Consider the following 18,836-nt stretch of genomic DNA (forward strand, 5'->3'; position numbering starts at 1 on the left):
TCTCATGCCCAACCACGGCGGCCGTTACGAGATCCGTGACGGCAAGCGCGTGCTGGTCGAACGCACCAAGCCCGCGCCCGATCCCCGGCCCAAGGCCGACCCCAAGCCCGCCGCCAAGCCGGCGCCGAAGAAATCCAGCACTGATGTGAAGGAGCAGAACGATGGCTAAAAAGTGGCGGAAGCGCTTTGCCGTGGCCAAGATCGAAGCCGCCTATGGCCAGGCCAGTGCCGACATGACCGGCGCTACCATCCTCGAGGTGGTGATGCTCGATGGCGGCAACCCTTATGCCGGCAACACCGTGGAACGCGAGCGCATGCGTGATGGCCTCGGCGCCTATGAGCAGGTGAACACAGGCCCCTACGTCGAACGGCAGATCCGCGTCCCGCTTTCCGGCGCGGGTACGGCCGGCACCGCACCGGCGTACGGCCCGCTGCTGCGTGCCTGCGGCATGAGCGAGACCATCAACGTCGATACCGACGTTGTCTACCAGCCCGTCAGCGACAGCCAGGAGAGTCTGGAGCTGTGGTGGATGGAAGATGGCCAGATGCAGCATATCAGCGGCGCTCGCGGCACCTTCTCGATCACCGCCGACAGCCAGGGGCTGCCCTACATCGAGTTCAACTTCACCGGCCTCTACAAGAAGACCGAGGCCGCGGGCGATGCGTCCGTCGCCGAGCAGGCGGTGCAGGAAAATGAACTGCCGATCAACAAGCAGAACACCGTGGCCAGCATCGATAGCCACCAGGCCTGCATGTCTTCGCTGTCGCTCGACATCGGCAATACCGTGGAATATCGCGGCCTGGTCAACTGCGAGTCGGTGCAGATCACCGATCGTCAGGCCACGGGCTCCACCAACATCGAGGCGCCGGATCTGACCACCAAGGACTACTTCGCGGCAGTGGAGAGCCACAACGGGGTGACCCTGGTGCCGGTGGTGCTGACCCATGGCCAGACGGCCGGCAACATCATCGAGCTCAAGGGCGACCAGGTGCAGCTCAACAGCCTCTCGCCAACGGATAACCAGGGCATCATGCATTACGACATCGGCCTGCGCTTCCTGCCCACTGGCGCCGATGACAACGACGTCACTCTGACCTTCAAGTAACCCGCCCGCGCCGCCGTAGGCGGCGTGTTGGCCGTCGCCACGACAAGGACCCGACGCCATGAGCTTCATTCTCAAGCCGATCCCCGACATCACCGTACCGGTCACCGTGCATACGCCCGGTGATGACAAGCCTTCCACCATCCATGCGCGCTGGAAGCTGCACACCGTCAGCGAGAGCCAGGCGATCATCGAGCAGCAGCGGGCCGGCGAGCTGGACGACGACGCCCTGGTCGCCCAGGACCTGCTCGGCCTAGAGGGCATCACCGATGAGAAGGGCAACGACGTACCCTTCAGCCAGGATCTCATCGACCAGCTGATGGACACCGCCTACGTGCGCCGGCCGCTGGTGATGAGCTGGTTCGCCGCGCAGCAGGGCCGCGCCGAGGCCGCGGCAAAAAACTGAGGGCCGCCGGCCGGTGGTGGGCGGGTGCCGGTCAGGTGGAAGACACGCGGGCCGCCGATGCCAATGCACTCGGCATTGCACAGCCGGAGATCCCGCCCGAGGAAATACGCTGCGAAATATGGGCGGAGCACCATCCCGCCCTCGAGCTGTTTCTGGCCTGCCGCACTCAGTGGCGGATCATCGCCGGCATGGGCGGCGCCCATTACCAAGGCCTCGACTATCTGGCCGTGGAGAGCGTGATGCGCATGCGTGGTGTCGAGGACATGGCGGGGATGCTCGAGCAGCTACAGCAACTGGAGGCGGGGGCGTTGGAGTTACTGAATGCGTGAGTCTTCAATCAGTGCTGGCTGATCGTTTACATTGTTCCCGCAACTCAAAAAAACTCATCGCAAGGGGACAAGGATGAAACTGGCCATGATCGGCGTTGCCGCCCTGATGCTGGCAGGGTGCGCAACATCTAGCTCTGTGCGTGAAGCGCCGTTGAGCGCAGGAGTTTCCAAGGATTATCAGGCGCCATATCCGCAGGTGAAGCGCCTGGCGCTGGAGAGCCTGCAGGGTCTGAATGTGGATGTGACGTCTGCCGCAGAGTCGGGCAGCGTCTATACGATCGAGTTCGCCAAGTCCATGAGTGCGTTTAGCTGGGGTGAGGTGGGGCTGGTGCGCGTTATCGACCTAGAGCCAGACAGTCGGGTCAGCGTGATCTCCGAGAAGCGCGCAAAATTCCAGATCACAGGCACCAATGAGGATGAGTTCGCTTCCGCAGTCTTCGAGGGCATCGAACATGCGCTGGATCGCCCTTAGTGCTTGCCTCGTGCTGGCGGGGTGCGGCGGCTTAGAAAGGAAACAGTATCCTGCATCGGCCAACGCGCCGTTGATGATTGGCACCGTCGAGCATGTGCAACACTATGAAGGAGATGCCTCCGAAAGCGAATGGTCCCGACTCGGTTTGGGGGCGTTGGCCGGGGGTGTCATTGTAGGCGCCGCCGCCGCGCTGGCCGACCCTGGCGAGCATACGTTTGAAGCCTATAGCTATCTAGTGAAGCCCGTAGCTCCAACAAGGCAGGCGCAGCTATTCAATGCCTTCGATGGCTTGGAAGTGGGTGACTGCGTAGCCGTATATAAGAGCGTGCGGGAGGGTATGAACTCTTTATCGAAGCTCGAACACGATCAGTGTTCTGATGATATGCAAGGAGGCAGAGGGATATGAGTGCGCCAGATCGAAGCAGATGGGACGGCTGGGTGGCCGCAGTATGGGTGATTGCTGGTCTGGCCTGTATTGCCGCTTTGGTCCTTATCAATCAACTCGGAACGATGCGCGTTCCCGAGCGTGACCTCCTGGGCAACGTGAGCTGGACCACGGGGCCCAACATCGCAGTATGGGCGGCGGCAATCGGCCAAGCCGGTGCGGGCGTACTGTTTGCTGTCTTGTTCAGCATGGTCAACAGCATCTACAAAAACTCGTGCGATCAGCTGGCCTGTGCCAAGCAGGAGCCTGCCGAAGCCACCAGTACCAGCAGAAGCAGCGAAGAGCCCTCCAAGGCCAAATACGTGGATCAAGGCGAGGACGTTGAGGATGCGGCCGAATACTCTGTCCCAACGCTGAAGGTTGATTCCGTAGAAAAAAGTTCCCCATTTTACGGTCATGTCGGGGCAGGTTATGCGCTGCTAGCCGTCAATGGGAAGGAGGTAGAATCTGAGCCCGACATCGCCTTGAACATGGTTGATGGGTTGAACGAGTTCACCTTCAGGAACCGCAACTGGAAGCAGGTGAAGCGTTATGTGGAGATGAGGCCGGGCAGAACGGGCATCGTCTTCTATTACTGAGACACCCAATCACCATCAAAGCCCGCCACCCGGCGGGCTTTTTTGTGCCCGAATGATGAGGTAGCCATATGGCCCGCCAGTACCGAACCGGCCTGATCATCACCGGTGATGCCTCCGGCGGCATCAAGGCCATCCAGGCCACCGAGAACGAGCTGGATCAGCTCAACCAAGGCTTTGAACGAGGCGGTAAGCGGGCCAAGCGCTTTGGTCAGGATGCCGACCGGGCCGGCCGCCAGCTGGGTAGTGTGACCGACGCTGCCGGCGACACCAGTCGCGAGCTGGACGTGCTGCGCGGCGCGGCCGTCAGCGTGGGTGCGGCGCTGGCCGGCGCCTTCGCGGTGAATAACCTGGCCGCGCAGGCGCAGATGATTGCCGAGACGGATGCGCTGGCTCAGTCGCTGGGCGCCTCCACAACGGAGCTCCAGGCTTGGCAATACGCCGCCGAGCGGGTGGGACTCCAGGGCGACAAGATGGGCGACATCTTCAAAGATGTCAGCGATAAGGTCGGCGACTTCGCGCGCACGGGTGGCGGTGAAGCGGCCGACCTCATCGAGCAGATGGGGCTCAACATCGAGGAGCTGCTACGTCTGTCACCAGACCAGCAATTGCTCAAGATCGGCGAGTCTCTTCAGGCGCTGTCGCCGTCAGAGCGCACGACCTTCCTAGAGGCGCTCGGGGACGATGCCGTGCGGCTCCAGTCGTTGCTGGAGAACAATGCCGCCGCGCTGCGGGAATATGCTGTCGAGGCTCGGCAGCTTGGCGTGGCCATGGGGGAAATGGAGATCCAGCGTGCCGTGGAAGCGGCGGAGTCCATGGACCGGCTGCAAGGCGTGGCGCAGGGCCTGGCCAACACCCTGGTTGCCGATCTTGGCCCGGGCCTGGCTGACGCGACGCAAAACGTCATCGAGTTCGTCGACGCCATGGGCGGCGCCGATGAGATCGCTGAGGATTTGATGGTGGTCGGCGGAAGCCTGGCGGTGCTGGTCGGCGGGCGGCTGGTCAGGGCCTATGCGGCGCATGCCACGTCAGTCTTTCAGAGCATCGCCGCCGAGCGGCAGATGCAGACCGCCGCCGCCACCACGGCGCAAGCCGAACTGCTGGCAGCCCAGAACGCCCAGCGTCGCGCGGCGGCCGAGCGGTACGCGGCCAAGCGGATGCTGGGCCGCGCCCAGGCCGAGGAGCGTGCCACTCGCGGCACCGATGCCCATACGGCCGCCCTGGAACGGCTCAACCAGCGCCGCCGCGCCGCCGTGGCGGCCAGCGCCAAGCATCGCACCGCCATCACCACCACCACGGTGGCACAGCAGCGCTACACGGCCTCCGCGCGCGTGGCGGCCCGCGTAACCAGGGGGCTGTCGGGCGCCTTGGCGCTGGTGGGTGGCCCTCTCGGCCTGCTCGTGGGCGCCGGTGGCCTGCTCTATATGTTCCGCGACGAGCTGGGCCTGACCCAGCAGCGCATCGGGCTTACCGAGGACGAGCTGGAGAGCTTCCGCGAAGAGCTGGACGAGATGTCCGGGCAGGACCTGGGGCAATCGCTCGCTTCCCTGAATGCCTCCTTGGAGGAAGCGACCCTCAAGGCGGCGGCAGCCCGCGAAGAAGTCGCAAAACTGCGTGCCGAGGATGACGGTTACAGCGTGACGGGGGTGGGCAACCTCTCCGATCAGGTGGCCGGCATCAACGCCCTGGCCGAGGCCCAGGAGAAGCTGCGCGGTATCGAGCAGCAGCGCAACGAGAGCCGCATCGAGCTGTGGGGGCGCTGGTCGGATGTCGTGGTCAACGGCACCGCCGCCACGGACGCGAACAGCGACGCCAACGACCACAACACCGAAACCATCGCCAGCCAGACCGAGGCCGGGGAGGAGGCCGCCAAGGCCCTCGAGCGTCAGCAGGAGGCCGCTCAGTCTCTTCTCGACGAGCTGTTCCCGCTGGAAAAGCAGCAGCGCGAGTACCGGGAGGGCGTCGACACGCTGACTGCCGCCCTCATGCGTGGCGAGATCAGTCAGCAGCGCTACGAGGCTGCTCTCAAGCGTCACGAAAACAGCTACCGCAGCAACCAGACCGCTGCCGAGGCCTATGGTCTGGAGGTCGACAACCTCGCGGATCGCGCCGACCCGATGGCCGATGCCTTTCAGCAGGCCAGCAACCGCATCGACGAGACGTTCGCCGACGCCTTCCAGGGCGCGTTCGACTCGTTCGGCGACTTCGCCTCGCAGCTCGAGGACGCCTTCAAGCGCCTGCTCGCCGAGCTGGCCTACCAGGCCACGCTGCGCCCGATTGTGGTGGGTATCACCGGGCAGATGCAGGGCGCGCTGGGCATTGGTGGCCAGGGCGGCGGCATGTTCGGCGGCCTGACCGGCGGTGGCGGCCTGGGCGGTTCCGGCAGCCTGCTGTCGATGGGCCGCAATCTTTGGTCATCCGCCCAACAGGGTTTCGGCAACATCGCCTGGACCGGGGCCAGCAATACCGCCTATGCCGGTGGCTGGGCAGGTAGCGCGACCGGCGGCATGGGCCAGTCCGGCCTGTGGGGTGGATCGACCTCCAACTTCAGCGGTATGACCGGCCTGGCGTCGGCCGGCGCTGGGATGCTGGGCAGCTATGCCGGCTCGCAGCTAGGCGGCGCCATTACCGACAAGCAGGCGAACTCTTCCTGGGGCGCCACGGCAGGCGGCGCGATCGGCACCTATTTCGGTGGTCCGATCGGCGCATTTGCCGGCTCCACGATTGGCGGCGTGCTGGATAGCCTGTTCGGCTCCGGCGGTTCGGACCTCGACCTCGCGATGGTCCGCGCTGGGCAGAACACCTATGGCGATAGCGGGCGCTGGGACAAGGGTATCCGAGCCCGGGGTGGCCTCGGCGTCGTTGGCTTCGACGAGGACGGCACCAAGGAGCTGGCCGACCTGTGGGACATCGATGAGGCCCAGCAGCTGATCGACAGCATCGCCCAGCTCGACAGCATGCTCGCCAGCCTGGCCACCAGCGAGGCCGAGCTGGCCGATATGCGCCGGGTCGCTCAGGGGCATTACGGCGAGACTAGTCATCCCGACCAGGTCGCCGACCGTCTCACGTCGCGCTATGGCCGCGTGCTGGATCAGCTGGGCGGCGATTTCGGGCGCTTCGTGCGGGGGCTGGGCGGCACGATCGACGAGATGGTGCCCCAAGCGCTGGCCGCACGGCAGGCCTTCACCTTCGTCAGCGATTCCGCCGAGACGCTCAATCTGCGCTTTCGCACCACCGGGGCCTCGGCCTACGAGGCCGCGGCGTCACTGGCCGAGATGGCCGGTGGGATGGAGGGCCTGCAGTCGCTGCAGGCCAACTACACCAGCGCCATGTATTCCGACCAGGAACGCATGGTTCGCCTCGAGGCCGAGCTGCGTACCGAGTTCCGCGCCCTGGGCATGACGCTGCCGGAAACCCGCGAGGGGTTCCGCGACCTGGTGGAGGCGCAGAACCTCAACACCCGCGCCGGCCGCCAGAACTATACCCAGCTGCTGCGGATGGTCGACGGCTTCAACCAGCTGCAGCAGACCATGGGCGACACCGAGGACGGCGTCGATTCCCTGGAGGACTCGCTGGCCACGGCCCAGGGCAATGCGGCCGACGCCGAGCAGGCGGTGCGTCGTGCCTGGGAGGCCTTCGACAATCAATCGTCGGCGCAGCGCATCGACCTGCTCGAGCTGATGGGGGATCAGGAGCGCATTCTGGCCCTGCAGCGCGAGGACGAGCTGGCGTCGCTGGACGCCTCGCTTCGCCCCATCCAAGAACGCATCTGGGCGCTGCAGGACGAGGCCCAGGCGCAGGCCGCCGCGGCCGAGGCAGGGCAGCAGTACGCCAGCGCCCTGGCCGATGCCGGCGAGTGGCTGGGCGGGATGCTGGGCAACATCAGCGAGTGGGTCGATCAGCAGCAGGCCACGGCCCAGTCGCCCGCGGTCAATCTCGACAACGCCCAGCAGCAGTTCGCGCGGCAGCTGGCGATGGCCGAGGCCGGGGACCGCGAGGCCCTGCAGTCGATCACCCAATACGCCGACCGCTACCTGGCCGCCGGCGAGGCCTATTACGCCAGCGGCACCGGGGCGCAGCGGATCGAGGGCGAGATCCTCGACGCGCTGGCGGCACTGCCCGAGGCCACCAGCGCCGAGCAGTTCATCGTCGACGGGGTGCGCGACGCCCTCGAGTCATCGCTGGCCGAGCTGCCCGGCGGCATCGCCGGCGCGGTCTCGCCGCTGTTCGACACCATCGATCTGAACGCCGACGAGCTGATCGATTACGGCGAGTTCGAGCGCCTGTTTGGCGGCCTGGCCAGCGACGAGCAGCTGGCGCAGATCTTCGAGCAGCTCGATGCCAACGGCGACGGCACTATCACGGCGCTGGAGGCGGTGGAGCGCACCACCGGCGGCGTAGAGGGCAACACCAAGTCGCTCGAGGAGCGGGCCGCCGATCAGGTCGAGCGGCTGAATCGGCTGGTCGGGGAGATGACCTCGACCACCGACCAGTTCGTCACGCTCAACAGCACCATGTCGAGCCTGCGCGAGTCGATCAACGCCCTGGGCGTGGCGCAGGAGGAAGCGGCGCGCATCGAGCGCGAGAGCAAGGCCTCTGAGCTGCGCACCCAGGCCGGCGTCGAGAAGGATCGCCTGCGGGCCGTGCGTGAGGAGTCCCTCGACCGGCGCGACAACCTGCAATCCCGGGTAGACAGCCTGGCCGCGACCCAGAAATCCGCGTCGTCCTACGATCGCTACGTCGATCAGGCGATGTTCGACACCGCCGTGAATAATCCCAGCTGGGAGCGGCGCATGTGGGACAGCGATTACGACTATTACTACCAGGTCGTAAACGGGCGGCGGCAGAAGGTTTGGCGCGACGACTGGGACGAGATCTTCAACGCCGCCAGCGACTACCGCGACCGGCGCGAGGAGCTGTCCGAGCTGCGCCGTCAGCTGTCCAACCTCGAGGGCAACATCCCCGGCATCGAGAGCGACCGGCTCGACGCGCTGCGCGCGGACTATGAGTCGCTGATGGGCGAGCCGGCGCCGTTCGCCAAGGGCGGCGCCTTCACCAACTCGATCGTCAATCAGCCCACACTGTTCGATATGGGGCTGATGGGCGAGGCCGGGCCCGAGGCCATCATGCCGCTGCATCGTGGCCCCGGGGGCTCGCTGGGCATTCGTGCCGAGCTGCCGGCCCCGCCGGTGCCCTCGCTGCCGCTGTTGGGGCAGGGCGATGTGGTCGAGGCGGTCAATGACCTGCGTCGCGAGGTGGCGGCCCTGCGTGAGGAAAACGCGCGCCTGCTCAGGGAAGGCAATCAGCACGCCGCCGCCGGCGTGCGGGTGAGCCAGGCCGGCCATCAGCGCTCGATCACGCAGCTCGAGCGCCTGGCCGACAGCAACGAGCGCATCAATGACCGTCAACGACTGGAGACCGCCCGATGACCTGGCTGCTGACCATCGAGGCCCGGGACGTCGACGACGCCCCGCAGACGCTGCGCTTCAGCGACGGCGCCTACGACGATCCGGCGGCGCTGCCCTGGTGGCCACGCATCGCCCAGCCCGGGCTGTATCGGGAAGGCATGTTTGCCGGAGACCTGGTCAACGTCTCCCGCTCCGGGGTGGGCGAGACGACGCTGATCAACGCCGACGGCGGCCTCGACTACCTGGCCGACTACGCCGTCGACGGCCGCACGGCGGTGCTGTCGCAGGTCGAGAATGGCGTGCAGGTCGAGGTGCTGCGCGGCACCGTGGCCGGGCTGTCGTTCGAGACCCGGGAGGTGGTGGTGCGCCTGCGTGAGCCCGGGGCGTTGCTGCAGACGCCGCATCCTCACGAGATCTACGCCGGCGACAACGTGGCGCCGGACGGCCTCGAGGGCAGCGAGGACGACATCGCCGGCCAGGTGAAGCCGCGCGTCTATGGCGACGTGCGCAACGCCGAGCCGGTGATGGTCAACGCCTCGCGGCTGATCTATCAGCTCAGCAGCCGGGCCGATTGCAGCGTGTCGGCGGTGTATGACCAGGGCGCGGCGCTCACCGATGGCGGGGCCTATGCGGATCTCGCCGAGCTGGAGAGCACGGCGCCGGCCGCCGGCGAGTTCCGCGCGTTCCAGGGCTATGTGCGCCTCGGCGCCTCGCCGGCCGGCACCGTGACGGCCGACGCGACCACGGCCGCCACCGGCGCCGGGGCGGTGATGGCGGCCATCGCCAGCGAGGCGGGGCAGGTGCTGGAGGCCGCCGACGCCACGGCGCTGGATGCGGTGGGCGAGGTGGGGATTTACCTCACCGAGGCCGCCACGACCTCGGCGCTGCTCGATCGCCTCGCCGTCTCGGTGGCGGGGTACTGGCGCCTCGAGGCCGATGGCGGGCTACGCGCCCGGCTGCTCGAGGCGCCGGGCACGCCGGTGGCGACGCTGGCCGATCACCAGATCGAGAGCATCAGCCGGGCGGCCACCGGCGCCGCCGACAACGGCCTGCCGGGCTGGCGCGTCACGGTGCGCGCCGACCGGGTGGAGACCACCCAGACCGATCTCGCCGGCAGCGTCGGCGACGATCGCCGGGCCCGACTGGCCAGCGCCTATCGCACCGCGACCGCCGAGCGTGCCGCGACCCGCGACCGCCATCCACTGGCCGACGAGCTGATCATCGAGAGCGACCTGCGCCGGCTGGCCGACGCCCAGGCGGTGGCCGAACGGGTTGCCGACCTGGTCAGCGTGCGCCGCGACCGCGCCACGCTGGACGGCCGGCTGGTGCAGTCTCGCCAGCGGGTGATCGGTGAGGTGATCCGCGTCACCACGCCGCGCCTCGGCTACGGCGCTGGGCGACCGATGCGCATCATCGGCCGCGAATTCAACGCCCGCACCGGGCGCATCACGCTGGAACTCTGGGGGTAACGATGCTCGACCCGGGCAAGATCACATTGTGCTGGCCGAATCGCATCGACGAGGCCGCGTTGACCGGAGGCAGCTTCGAGACGGAGCTGCCTCTTTCGTTGGTGCAGGAGCGGGTGCTGGCGGTGCGCGCCCAGAGCGTCGACGCCAGCCACGCCGCCACCTGGTTCGACGTCGCGCTGCCGCAGGTGCGGCCGGTGCAGGTCGTGGCGCTGGCGCGTCACAACCTGAGCGCCACGGCCGAGTGCCGGGTGCGGCTCTACGCCGATGCCGCCCAGAGCGTGCTGCTGTGGGACAGCGGGCAGCGCGCGGCGTGGCCCTCGGTTTACGCCACCGCTCAGCTCGAGTGGGAGTACGACAACTACTGGGCCGGCACCCTCGACGAGGAGGCGCGCGAGCTCTATACGCCGCTGCTCACCGTGTTTTCCGACGACGTGCAGCTGGCGCGCTCGGTGCGTGTCGAGCTGTTCGACCAGGGCAATCCCGACGGCTGCCTGCGTCTCGGTCGGGTGATCGTCGCCGATGCCTGGCAGCCGGAATATAACGCCGCCTACGGCATCGCCCACGGCTTCGACAACGCCGACACCATCGCCGAGGCCGGCGATCGTACCGAGTATTTCGAGCGCAAGCGGCAGCGCCGCACCATGGCGCTGTCGCTGGAGCACCTGAGCGAGACCGAGGCCTATCAGCGCCTCTATGGCCTGCAACGCACCGAGGGTGTCGCCGGCGAGATCCTCTACGCGTTCGGCCTGGCCGAGCGTCCCGAGAACTTCGTGCGTACCTTCCTGGCCCGGCAGCGACAGCTCGACCCGCTCGAGCATCCCTACCACGCCACCCATACCCAGTCTCTCAACCTGCTGGAGATCCTATAGATGGCCAACAGCGTCACATTCCCGACCGCCCTGGGCGGCGATGGCTCTACCGTCACCGACGACGCCGATCCGACCACCGGGCTGGCCAACGGTGGCCACCGGCTGCGTTTCGTGCCGGCGCTGTCGCAGGCGGTGATCATGTCACAGACCGCGGCCAGTAAGGCCGCCGCGGCCGCCGCCGATCGGCAGCAGACGGGGCTCGACCGAACAGCCACCGGCCAGGACCGCACCGCAGTGGCCGATGACCGCACCGCCGTGGAGGGCCACCTTGCCGACGCCGAGGCGCGCATCGGCAGTACTCAGGAGCTGATCGACGCCCGCGACGCCGCGCAGACGGCCCAGACAGGTGCGGAAGCCGCCGAGACGGGGGCCCTGCAGGCCCAGACCGACGCCGAGGCCGCCCGGGACGCCGCCGCCGTGGCCGGCCAGGTGTACGCCGACACCGCGGCGGGGCTTGCGGCCACCGGCGATGGCCAGTATTTCAAGACGCCGGCCGCGAGCGCCGAGGGCTTCCTCACGCTGTACCGCAATGACGGCGGCGTTGCCGACCCCATCGATACGTTTCCTAGCCTGAACGGGCTGGCGGCGGCGATCCAGGCCGTCAACGAGAAGACCACCCGACTCAACCGCAGCTTTTCCATGCGGCCCTACAACGGCGAGAGCCTGCGCCTGGACTTCGTGAATCAAGCGTTCGGCCAAGGCTCTGCCCTTGAGGGTGTTAGCCAGGCCTATGGCTTCGACGAGGTGCTGGACTTCTCCCGAGCCAGTACCGCGACCTATTTCGACGTGGCCGGGGTGCTCCAGACTGCCGCTGTGGACGAACCACGTTTCGATCATGATCCCGTGACGGGTGAGGCGCTGGGGATGCTGGTCGAGGAAAGCAGGACGAATCTAGTTCCATATAGCTATGACTTGAGAGAGTGGGAATCTACTAACATTTCCAAAGAAGCATCGTCAGCATCTAAATCGTCTCTCCCCACCACCAGCTTGAGCATCCTAGAAGGTGTTGAATCGGGGAGCGCATCATGGGTCAGATACCAAAGTGTTTTTTCTAGTAGTACGGCATCTGGCAGGGTAGTGCAATTTGTTCTCAGGTTTTTATTCGATGGTTCGGATACTGTAAGAATTGGTGCTCCTATTGACTCAAACGTCTCTGAGAGGTGGTGGGCTGTTATAGAAACAGATACTGGGAATGTCGATAGCGTGAGCGGCATTGATTTGGGGAATGTTTCTTCTCGTGCCATAGGGGATGGGTTCTTCGAGTACACACTCACCCTAGACGATGGGGTTGAATACTCCCAAGATGTTTCGATCCGTGTTGATATTGGCACGGCGGGAGAAAGCGAACCTGTAGAACTCCTAGAAGTGATGCACGTTTCTGCCGAAGAGGCAACCGCCTTCCCCACCTCTTATATCCCCACCAACGGGAGTGCGGTGACGCGGAGTAAGGATGACCTATCGAGGACGATAGGAGAAGAACTAAACCAAAGCGCAGTCACGTTCTTTGTTGAATATCGTCTGCTAGAAGCTATCGAGAGCGGGGCGGCCCAAATTTCTCCTTTTTCTGTGACCGGAATTCTTGAAGTTACTGGCTCAACGACCCCTGGAAAATTCAATCTCTGGGTTAATAATAACCTTGTCGAAGATATATCAGGATTGACTGGGAAAGAGTTCAAGACGTCCGTTTCGTGGAACGGTTCAGCCACGACACTGGCGATCTGCGGTACCTCGACATCCGCTATTAACAGCCCGTCCATTAGCCAGGGCAAAAGGCTGGATGTGGGAGGAACTCCGTTCGCATCGAACGAACAGGCCGTCCACATAAAACGCCTCGAGCACTATCCCCGAGCCATGTCTGCCGCTGAACTGGAGGCCCTGACCGCATGAGCCAATTGACCGATGCCATCCTCTACGTGCCGGATTTTCCGGCCCTGGTCGCCCATCTCGACGCCGAGCATCCCGAGATGCTGCTGCGCGACGAGAGTGGCACGATCGTCCAGCCGCCCGAGGTGACCGGCTTCGCCCGCACTCCGGCGGCGGTCAACGGCGATCGGCTGCTGGTTTACGCCCGCCTGCGCGACGACGAGGTCGAAGCCTGGCGCGGCATGGCCGAAGTCGAGGTGCTGGCCGAGGCGCCCTATGCCGGCGCGGGCACCGGCAAGGCGCTGTTCGATGTCGTATTCGCCGACCCGGACTTGGATGCGAAGTACAAGAGCGTTCATGACTACACGCCGTATGAGTCCGAGGACGAAGACGGCAATCCGATCACCGTCACACCGACGCCGATGTTCGGCATGCTGGCGGGGGCCTGACGCCCGCCGATCCCGCCCCACCCAAGGCCCGCCACCCGGCGGGCCTTTTCGTGCTCGAGGAGATCCCATGACCCTGACCCACCTCGCCGCGCTCGCGCTGCTGCTGGCCAGCCTCGCCGACACCGTGACCACACACCGTTTTCTCGCCACCGGCCGCGGCCACGAGGCCAATCCGCTGATCCGCTGGCTGATCGACCACACCGGCCAGGGCTGGCCCGTGCTCAAGGCGCTGCCGATCCTGCCGGCGCTGTGGGCGGCCTGGCACTACCCGCACGACCCTCGCCTCGCCCTGGTGCTGGGCGGGCTGGCCGTTGTCTATGGGGTGGTGGCGTGGCGGAATGGGAGGCTTTAATCGCGCTAGGAAGCCTTCATTCGGACTCGTGTTGAGTCATAGCATATTTTGCTATACCAACGATGTTACGCGCTGACTGGTAATCTTCCCTAGAAAGTTCGCTCTCATTTAGCGCACTTTGACCGTGTTGAGAATTAAGTTCTTCTGTTGCTTCTCGGATGCAGTCTTTGGTGCGTTCTTCCTCTTCTTGAAGTCTAGTGCCTGAGCTGATCTTTCCTTGAATGTAACTCTCAATGTTGTTATGCCGAAGCCAAAAGCATTGTCTGAAAGGGTTTCGGTCCGTGGATATTGTGTGGAGGATTAAATTTCCTGCGTCGAATACCTTAAGAGCCCAGGACAGGTCTTCCGGCGTGTCTTTTTTTAGCTCGGAGAAGTCTTCTGCTATTTCTGTGAAAGCAACGATGGTGAAGTGTGCTTCCTGTACGGCAGACATGTCAGTTACTTTCTTTTCTAGTCTTGATATGGGGTTTTCGCTTCCTGTGTTTGCGCCAGAAATTGAGCTTATTGTAATTGCGGCTGCTGCAGCGAGAGTTTGGATGTTCCAGATGCCAGGTTTTTTGGTTAACACTATGTCGCCTAATGTTTGATTGCTTTTTCGGGCTGAACGCACGCATGTCGCGTTGCTTCACGGCGCAAAGGTATCATCAAAGGGTTGGCTCTCAAAATGCCAGATACGATCTTGGCTAAGCTCCCACCTGACTCACTGACTAGCCGGAGTTACCTGATTTCCCGAGACCAGTGATGGCCGTATTGCCCCGGTTAGCAGCTGCCTATAGCGTGTCGGATTTGAAAGGATAACGGAGGGAAATGGGAAGCTCCGCTATGCTGTGGGCATGTGCGGACGCTTCGCCCTCTACGACATCCCCCGCATCAGGCGGTCTCTCCGGCTCATCCTCGGCGAGGACTTCGATCCGCTGACGACATCGCCGCGCTACAACTTGTGCCCGGGGACCTGGGTCACCGCTGTGTGGCATCTTGAGGAGGGCGCGCCACTCGCGCTCGGCGAGCTGTGGTGGGGCTACCGGCCGCACTGGGCCACCGGCAAGGCGCCGGAGCCGATTAACGCCAAAAGCGAGGGCGTGGCCACCTCGCGCTACTTCCGTTCCTCGTTCGCTCGGCACCGTTGCCTGATTCCGGCTGACGGCTGGTATGAGTGGCTGACGCTGCCCGACGGCAAGCAGCCCCACTTTTTGTGCCGAAATGATCACGAGCCTCTGTGGCTGGCCGGTATCTGGACCCACCGGGCTGACGGCAATCCTGGCTGCGCGATTCTCACTGAGCCCGCCCGCGGTGCTGCCGCCGAGATCCACGACCGCATGCCGCTGGCCCTGAGCGACGCTAGCCTCGAGCCTTGGCTCGATCCCCATCTGACCCATCGCGAGGTTCTCCGTCACACGGTTAATCATCTCGACGATTCCCTCCTAACGCACTGGCCCGTAAGCCGTCGCGTCAATAGCCCCGTCAATGATGACGCCTCGCTGCTAGAGATCGCCGACGCCGTGTCGGGGCGATCTCCTACATAGAGCCCGGGCCTTCCTCACTACGCTGAAAGCGTGATGTCAGGCGTCTACGAGCCCGCGACGGGCCCGCCGCCAAGGAGGCCAGCCGACGTCACAGCTCAGCATGATCTCCGAAGGCCAGGGATGGCCGCCTCAATGCCGCAGCTCTCCCTGCGCCTCCCGCTCTGCCAGCATCTCCTCGATGAGGTCAGCTGCCTCCCATGCCGCCCGGTCATATGGCCGGCGCCGTAGCTTCTCGACGATCTGCTCGGGCGTGAGGGTGCGCGGGACGTTGAATCTGGTGGGGGAGGGCATGGTGATCTCCTTCCTTGGCTGCCATCAGCGTAGCCTGCTCTCCTCACATCGGCAGTCGCCGGTGAACCTGCCCTGGGCGCCTGGTCTGATCCTTGGCCACTCGCCACACCCCATCCGTGACATCCGTCCCGACACCAAGTGCCCACGCCAGACGACGTGATACTCGATCAGATCGCTGTGGGGCGGGGTGGCCCGGCGAATACCTGTCCAGCCGTTCCGCTCGAGGCGCTTCCGCCACTGGGTGATGCGGAGGGTGGTGTCGTCCATAGCAGCAGCGCGTCATGCCTCAATAGACACCCAGCTGACGAGCCAGCCCTCTGGCGTCCTTGTGATGTCGACGTTCTCGTTCTCGTCGATCTCGGAGACGATGCTGTCCCAAGCGTCGAGGTCGTCGCCGTCTTCTGGCCTCAGGTGCACCTGACGGCACTGCCTGCGGTTCGCTCCCTGGATGGCGATCTGGATGCGTTGGGCCAGTTCGTCGTATTTGGATGGCTGGAGCATGGTTGCGCCTCGCTAATCTGTATGCATATACAGTTTTAGAGGTATGGACACAATGATGCAAGAACGCGAGTGGTAGCTACGCGCTATCAGGGATATTCAACGGTCGAGGCTGAAGCGTGAGACAGATGCGGAAAAGTGAGACAGAGGGTAGGGCAGAGCCCTGATACTGAAGGGGAATCGGCTGTGATGTGGCTCTACCATTGATAACCCCTTTCACTGTATATGCGAAAGGGGCAAGCACTAGGCATGTGCTTAGCGTTTCAGATAGGCCTCAATATCTGTGACATAGACACCTACCGCGTCAACGGCCTGGCGCAGCTTCTGTTCAGAAACCCCGAAACGCTCGGTCCAGTACTGGATCTCATGAGGTTGGCCGAGATTGACCTTCTCGGTATCGGGTGAGCCGCGATGTTGAAGGTTGTCGCTCATGCTGATGTTTCTCCATAGGTTGCGATTCAGTGACGTCGAGCTTCCAGCACGACAAACCCAAGGTGGAACATCATCACGGTTTCCTCAAGATAATTTGGTGCGGTGAGGGCCTGAGGAGTGGACTAGTTTTGACTTTGTTTTGACAATATTTTGAGCGCACGAAAAAACGGCCACTGCTCTGATGAGCTAAGTGGCCGTTTTTCCTGATGTTTGATGGTCGGAGCGACTGGATTCGAACCAGCGACCTTTGCAACCCCATTCCTTAATTGATATACATAAGCATAAACAGCAAGAAACAAAGATGCACGATAAAAACTTTAAAAACAATGCCATATTATGTTGTTGGTGTTGCTCGTTGTTGCCGCTTTGAGCCTAGTATATCCTTCCCTTGGAACCCATATGGAACCCAAGGGGGGGAGCGATGAAGAAGAAAGAGAAGCTGACGAAAAAGGCCCTGGATCGCCTCGCCAACGAGCTCCCCGAGGGGGGGGAAGTCTGGGATACCGACCTGCCTGGCTACCACGTCCGCGGCCGTCGGGGGTGGCTGGCGCTCCGCGTCAGCTATTACAACAACGCCCGTCAGCGTCGCGTTCTGACCCTTGGCCGTTACGGAACCCGGACGGCCGCACAGGCTCGAGAGGATGCCCGGGAGGCCCTGGCCATTGTCGCTCAAGGGGGCGACCCGCGAGCCGTGCTCGAGGAAGACCGGGCCGAAGCTGAGCGCCAGCAGCAGCAAACCCTCCGGGCCTACCTCGAGGGGCCCTATACCGCCTTCCAGAATCGTCGCAAGGACGGGAAGGGGACCATTCGACGCATCGCCCGCGACTTCCCCGACTGGCTCGAGAAGCCCATGGGGAATCTGACGCGTGCCGACGTGGAGCGATGGCAGGCGAAGCAAGAGGCCACCCCGAAGCCGAGGAAGGGGAAGGAGGAGGCCACCCCGAAGCCGCGGTCCTTCCAGACGCTCAAACGGTCCTATGATGCCCTCCAAGCCCTGCTAGCCCATGCTGTTGAGCGCAACGTGATTCCTGCCCACCCCCTGAAAGGCGTCAAGCTACAAAAGCCGGCATTGACCGAGGAGGAGCTGGCGGAGCAGGGGGCAGAACGGCGATTCCTCGAGCCGGAAGAGGTGGCGGCGCTGTTCGCCGGCCTGGAGGCGTATCAAGAAGAGCGACGAGCACAGCGTCGCAGCAGCCGCGCCCATGGGAAAGCCTACCTCCCTGACCTGGATCACGTCGCCTACGTGGATCACGTCAAACCGTGGGTGCTGGCCATGTTCTACACCGGGTTTCGGCCGGGCGACCTGTTCGGGCTGCGGTGGGAACACGTCAACCTGACCTTCGGGACGATCCGCAAGGTTATCGAGAAGACCGCCCACCACCAGCCGGAGCCGATGACCTTTCCCATCTGCCGGCCGCTGGTGGAGGTCCTGAGGACCTGGCACCGGCAGCAAGGGGAGCCCAGCGCCGGGCTCGTGTTCCCGTCGCCCGTCAACGGAAAGCGTATGGCTCAGACCGCCATGCAACGGCCGTGGGCGACCGTCCGCAAGCTGGGCGGGCTGCCGGAGGGATTGCAGCTCTACACGCTGCGACACAATTTCGCCAGTCAGCTCGTCATGGCGGGCGCCGACATCCTGACGGTCTCCAAGTTGATGGCCCACAGCAGCATCGAAACGACGATCAAGTTCTATGCTCATCTCGCACCGGACCACAAACGTGAGGCAGTCGATATGTTCGTAAAGAGGGTGGCCGGGCAGAGTCGTGGAGCTGCTGTTGAGCAGCAACGGCAGGCTTGATCCCCTGGATTCATAGAATAACTGCAGCACTTTGGACCACGAGGTAGAGGCGGGAGGGGCAGCGCCGGTACCCTTCTCGGCTCACCTACCAAAGTGAAGCAGAGCATGGGATACCGACAGCTGACCCAGACCCAACGATACCAGATCTATGCCCGTCATGACGTGGGCATGAGCCGACGTCAAATCGCCAGAGAGCTTGGCATCCACAACAGCACGGTCAGCCGGGAGCTGCGCCGCAACGCCACCGACAGCGGTTACGATCCTGAGCAGGCACAGTCCTGCAGTGATCATCGGCGACGCACCGCCTGGAAGAGGACAAAGCGCTTGCCCAGCATGATTGCCGCTGTCATCGACCGGTTGCGAGAGGAATGGAGCCCGGAGCAGATCAGCGGTTTCATGGCGCCCTTGTCTGGCGTCGGCGTCAGTCACCAGTGGATCTATTCCTTAATCTGGGATGACAAGGCCCGCGGTGGCGATCTCTGGCACCTCGCCCGCGCGCGCGGCAGCACGGGCCAAGCGAAGAGCGCTGGACTCGGCAAGATTCCCGAACGTGTGGG

Annotated in this window: 20 protein-coding genes; 16 read left to right on the forward strand and 4 right to left on the reverse strand. The window is 64.1% G+C overall.

The features are described 5' to 3' along the window. Positions 1–4 precede the first annotated feature (4 nt). The 13 genes from UYS_RS18655 (at position 5) to UYS_RS18660 (ending at position 13,740) form a co-directional block, all read left to right on the forward strand. Positions 5–169: a hypothetical protein gene (locus UYS_RS18655; protein WP_016854790.1), complete on the forward strand. Its 165-nt coding sequence runs from the start codon at positions 5–7 to the stop codon at positions 167–169. Next, a complete protein-coding gene (locus UYS_RS0206985; protein WP_016854791.1) occupies positions 162–1,106 on the forward strand; it encodes a phage tail tube protein in 945 nt (314 codons plus the stop codon). The genes UYS_RS18655 and UYS_RS0206985 overlap by 8 nt, the downstream gene beginning before the upstream one ends. Before the next feature lie 58 nt (positions 1,107–1,164). Next, the gene (locus UYS_RS0206990; protein ID WP_016854792.1) at positions 1,165–1,509 is read left to right on the forward strand and encodes a hypothetical protein; all 345 of its coding nucleotides are present in this window, start codon (positions 1,165–1,167) and stop codon (positions 1,507–1,509) included. Between the two features lie 35 nt (positions 1,510–1,544). Next, positions 1,545–1,838: a DUF1799 domain-containing protein gene (locus UYS_RS17070; protein WP_016854793.1), complete on the forward strand. Its 294-nt coding sequence runs from the start codon at positions 1,545–1,547 to the stop codon at positions 1,836–1,838. A gap of 73 nt (positions 1,839–1,911) precedes the next feature. Beyond that, on the forward strand, positions 1,912–2,310 hold the full coding sequence (locus tag UYS_RS0207000; protein ID WP_156821557.1) for a hypothetical protein: 399 nt from the start codon (positions 1,912–1,914) through the stop codon (positions 2,308–2,310). After that, the gene (locus tag UYS_RS18400; RefSeq protein WP_156821558.1) at positions 2,291–2,716 is read left to right on the forward strand and encodes a hypothetical protein; all 426 of its coding nucleotides are present in this window, start codon (positions 2,291–2,293) and stop codon (positions 2,714–2,716) included. The genes UYS_RS0207000 and UYS_RS18400 overlap by 20 nt, the downstream gene beginning before the upstream one ends. Further along, complete coding sequence (locus UYS_RS0207005) at positions 2,713–3,333, forward strand: hypothetical protein (protein ID WP_016854795.1); 621 nt, start codon at positions 2,713–2,715, stop codon at positions 3,331–3,333. The genes UYS_RS18400 and UYS_RS0207005 overlap by 4 nt, the downstream gene beginning before the upstream one ends. Positions 3,334–3,401: 68 nt before the next feature. Continuing rightward, on the forward strand, positions 3,402–8,759 hold the full coding sequence (locus UYS_RS17075) for a hypothetical protein (protein ID WP_016854796.1): 5,358 nt from the start codon (positions 3,402–3,404) through the stop codon (positions 8,757–8,759). Next, complete coding sequence (locus tag UYS_RS0207015; protein WP_020476698.1) at positions 8,756–10,207, forward strand: hypothetical protein; 1,452 nt, start codon at positions 8,756–8,758, stop codon at positions 10,205–10,207. The genes UYS_RS17075 and UYS_RS0207015 overlap by 4 nt, the downstream gene beginning before the upstream one ends. Before the next feature lie 2 nt (positions 10,208–10,209). Beyond that, on the forward strand, positions 10,210–11,076 hold the full coding sequence (locus tag UYS_RS0207020) for a hypothetical protein (RefSeq protein ID WP_016854797.1): 867 nt from the start codon (positions 10,210–10,212) through the stop codon (positions 11,074–11,076). Beyond that, positions 11,077–12,963, forward strand: a complete 1,887-nt coding sequence (locus tag UYS_RS0207025) for a phage head spike fiber domain-containing protein (RefSeq protein WP_016854798.1) — start codon at positions 11,077–11,079, stop codon at positions 12,961–12,963. After that, a complete protein-coding gene (locus tag UYS_RS0207030) occupies positions 12,960–13,388 on the forward strand; it encodes a hypothetical protein (protein WP_237738430.1) in 429 nt (142 codons plus the stop codon). Before UYS_RS0207025 ends, UYS_RS0207030 begins: the two co-directional genes overlap by 4 nt. A gap of 67 nt (positions 13,389–13,455) precedes the next feature. Then, a complete protein-coding gene (locus UYS_RS18660) occupies positions 13,456–13,740 on the forward strand; it encodes a DUF5658 family protein (RefSeq protein WP_016854800.1) in 285 nt (94 codons plus the stop codon). A 16-nt stretch (positions 13,741–13,756) separates the two neighbouring features. Here UYS_RS18660 and UYS_RS18410 read toward each other — a convergent pair whose 3' ends face one another. Then, positions 13,757–14,350 carry a hypothetical protein gene (locus tag UYS_RS18410; protein ID WP_156821560.1) on the reverse strand — a complete coding sequence of 198 codons (594 nt, stop codon included), beginning with the start codon at positions 14,348–14,350 and terminating at the stop codon, positions 13,757–13,759. A gap of 223 nt (positions 14,351–14,573) precedes the next feature. Between UYS_RS18410 and UYS_RS0207040 the strand changes: the two genes are divergently transcribed. Further along, positions 14,574–15,263 (forward strand): SOS response-associated peptidase, encoded by a 690-nt coding sequence (locus UYS_RS0207040; protein WP_016854801.1) that lies wholly within the window; start codon positions 14,574–14,576, stop codon positions 15,261–15,263. Between the two features lie 129 nt (positions 15,264–15,392). On the opposite strand, the gene UYS_RS18415 is transcribed toward UYS_RS0207040, so the two are convergent. From UYS_RS18415 to UYS_RS17935, 3 genes are all read right to left on the reverse strand, one after another. Continuing rightward, positions 15,393–15,554 carry a hypothetical protein gene (locus UYS_RS18415; RefSeq protein WP_016854802.1) on the reverse strand — a complete coding sequence of 54 codons (162 nt, stop codon included), beginning with the start codon at positions 15,552–15,554 and terminating at the stop codon, positions 15,393–15,395. 279 nt (positions 15,555–15,833) lie between these two features. Further along, a complete protein-coding gene (locus UYS_RS17080) occupies positions 15,834–16,055 on the reverse strand; it encodes a DUF1654 domain-containing protein (RefSeq protein ID WP_016854803.1) in 222 nt (73 codons plus the stop codon). 252 nt (positions 16,056–16,307) lie between these two features. Next, positions 16,308–16,484 (reverse strand): DUF3606 domain-containing protein, encoded by a 177-nt coding sequence (locus UYS_RS17935; RefSeq protein WP_016854804.1) that lies wholly within the window; start codon positions 16,482–16,484, stop codon positions 16,308–16,310. Between the two features lie 421 nt (positions 16,485–16,905). Here UYS_RS17935 and UYS_RS0207060 point away from each other — a divergent pair, with 421 nt between their 5' ends. Then, a complete protein-coding gene (locus tag UYS_RS0207060; RefSeq protein WP_016854805.1) occupies positions 16,906–18,279 on the forward strand; it encodes a site-specific integrase in 1,374 nt (457 codons plus the stop codon). A 105-nt stretch (positions 18,280–18,384) separates the two neighbouring features. Then, a partial coding sequence (locus UYS_RS0207065) for a helix-turn-helix domain-containing protein (protein ID WP_016854806.1) occupies positions 18,385–18,836 on the forward strand: 452 nt, incomplete at its 3' end.

The sequence above is a fragment of the Halomonas smyrnensis AAD6 genome, from assembly GCF_000265245.1.
In the GTDB taxonomy this organism is placed as follows: Bacteria; Pseudomonadota; Gammaproteobacteria; order Pseudomonadales; family Halomonadaceae; genus Halomonas; species Halomonas smyrnensis.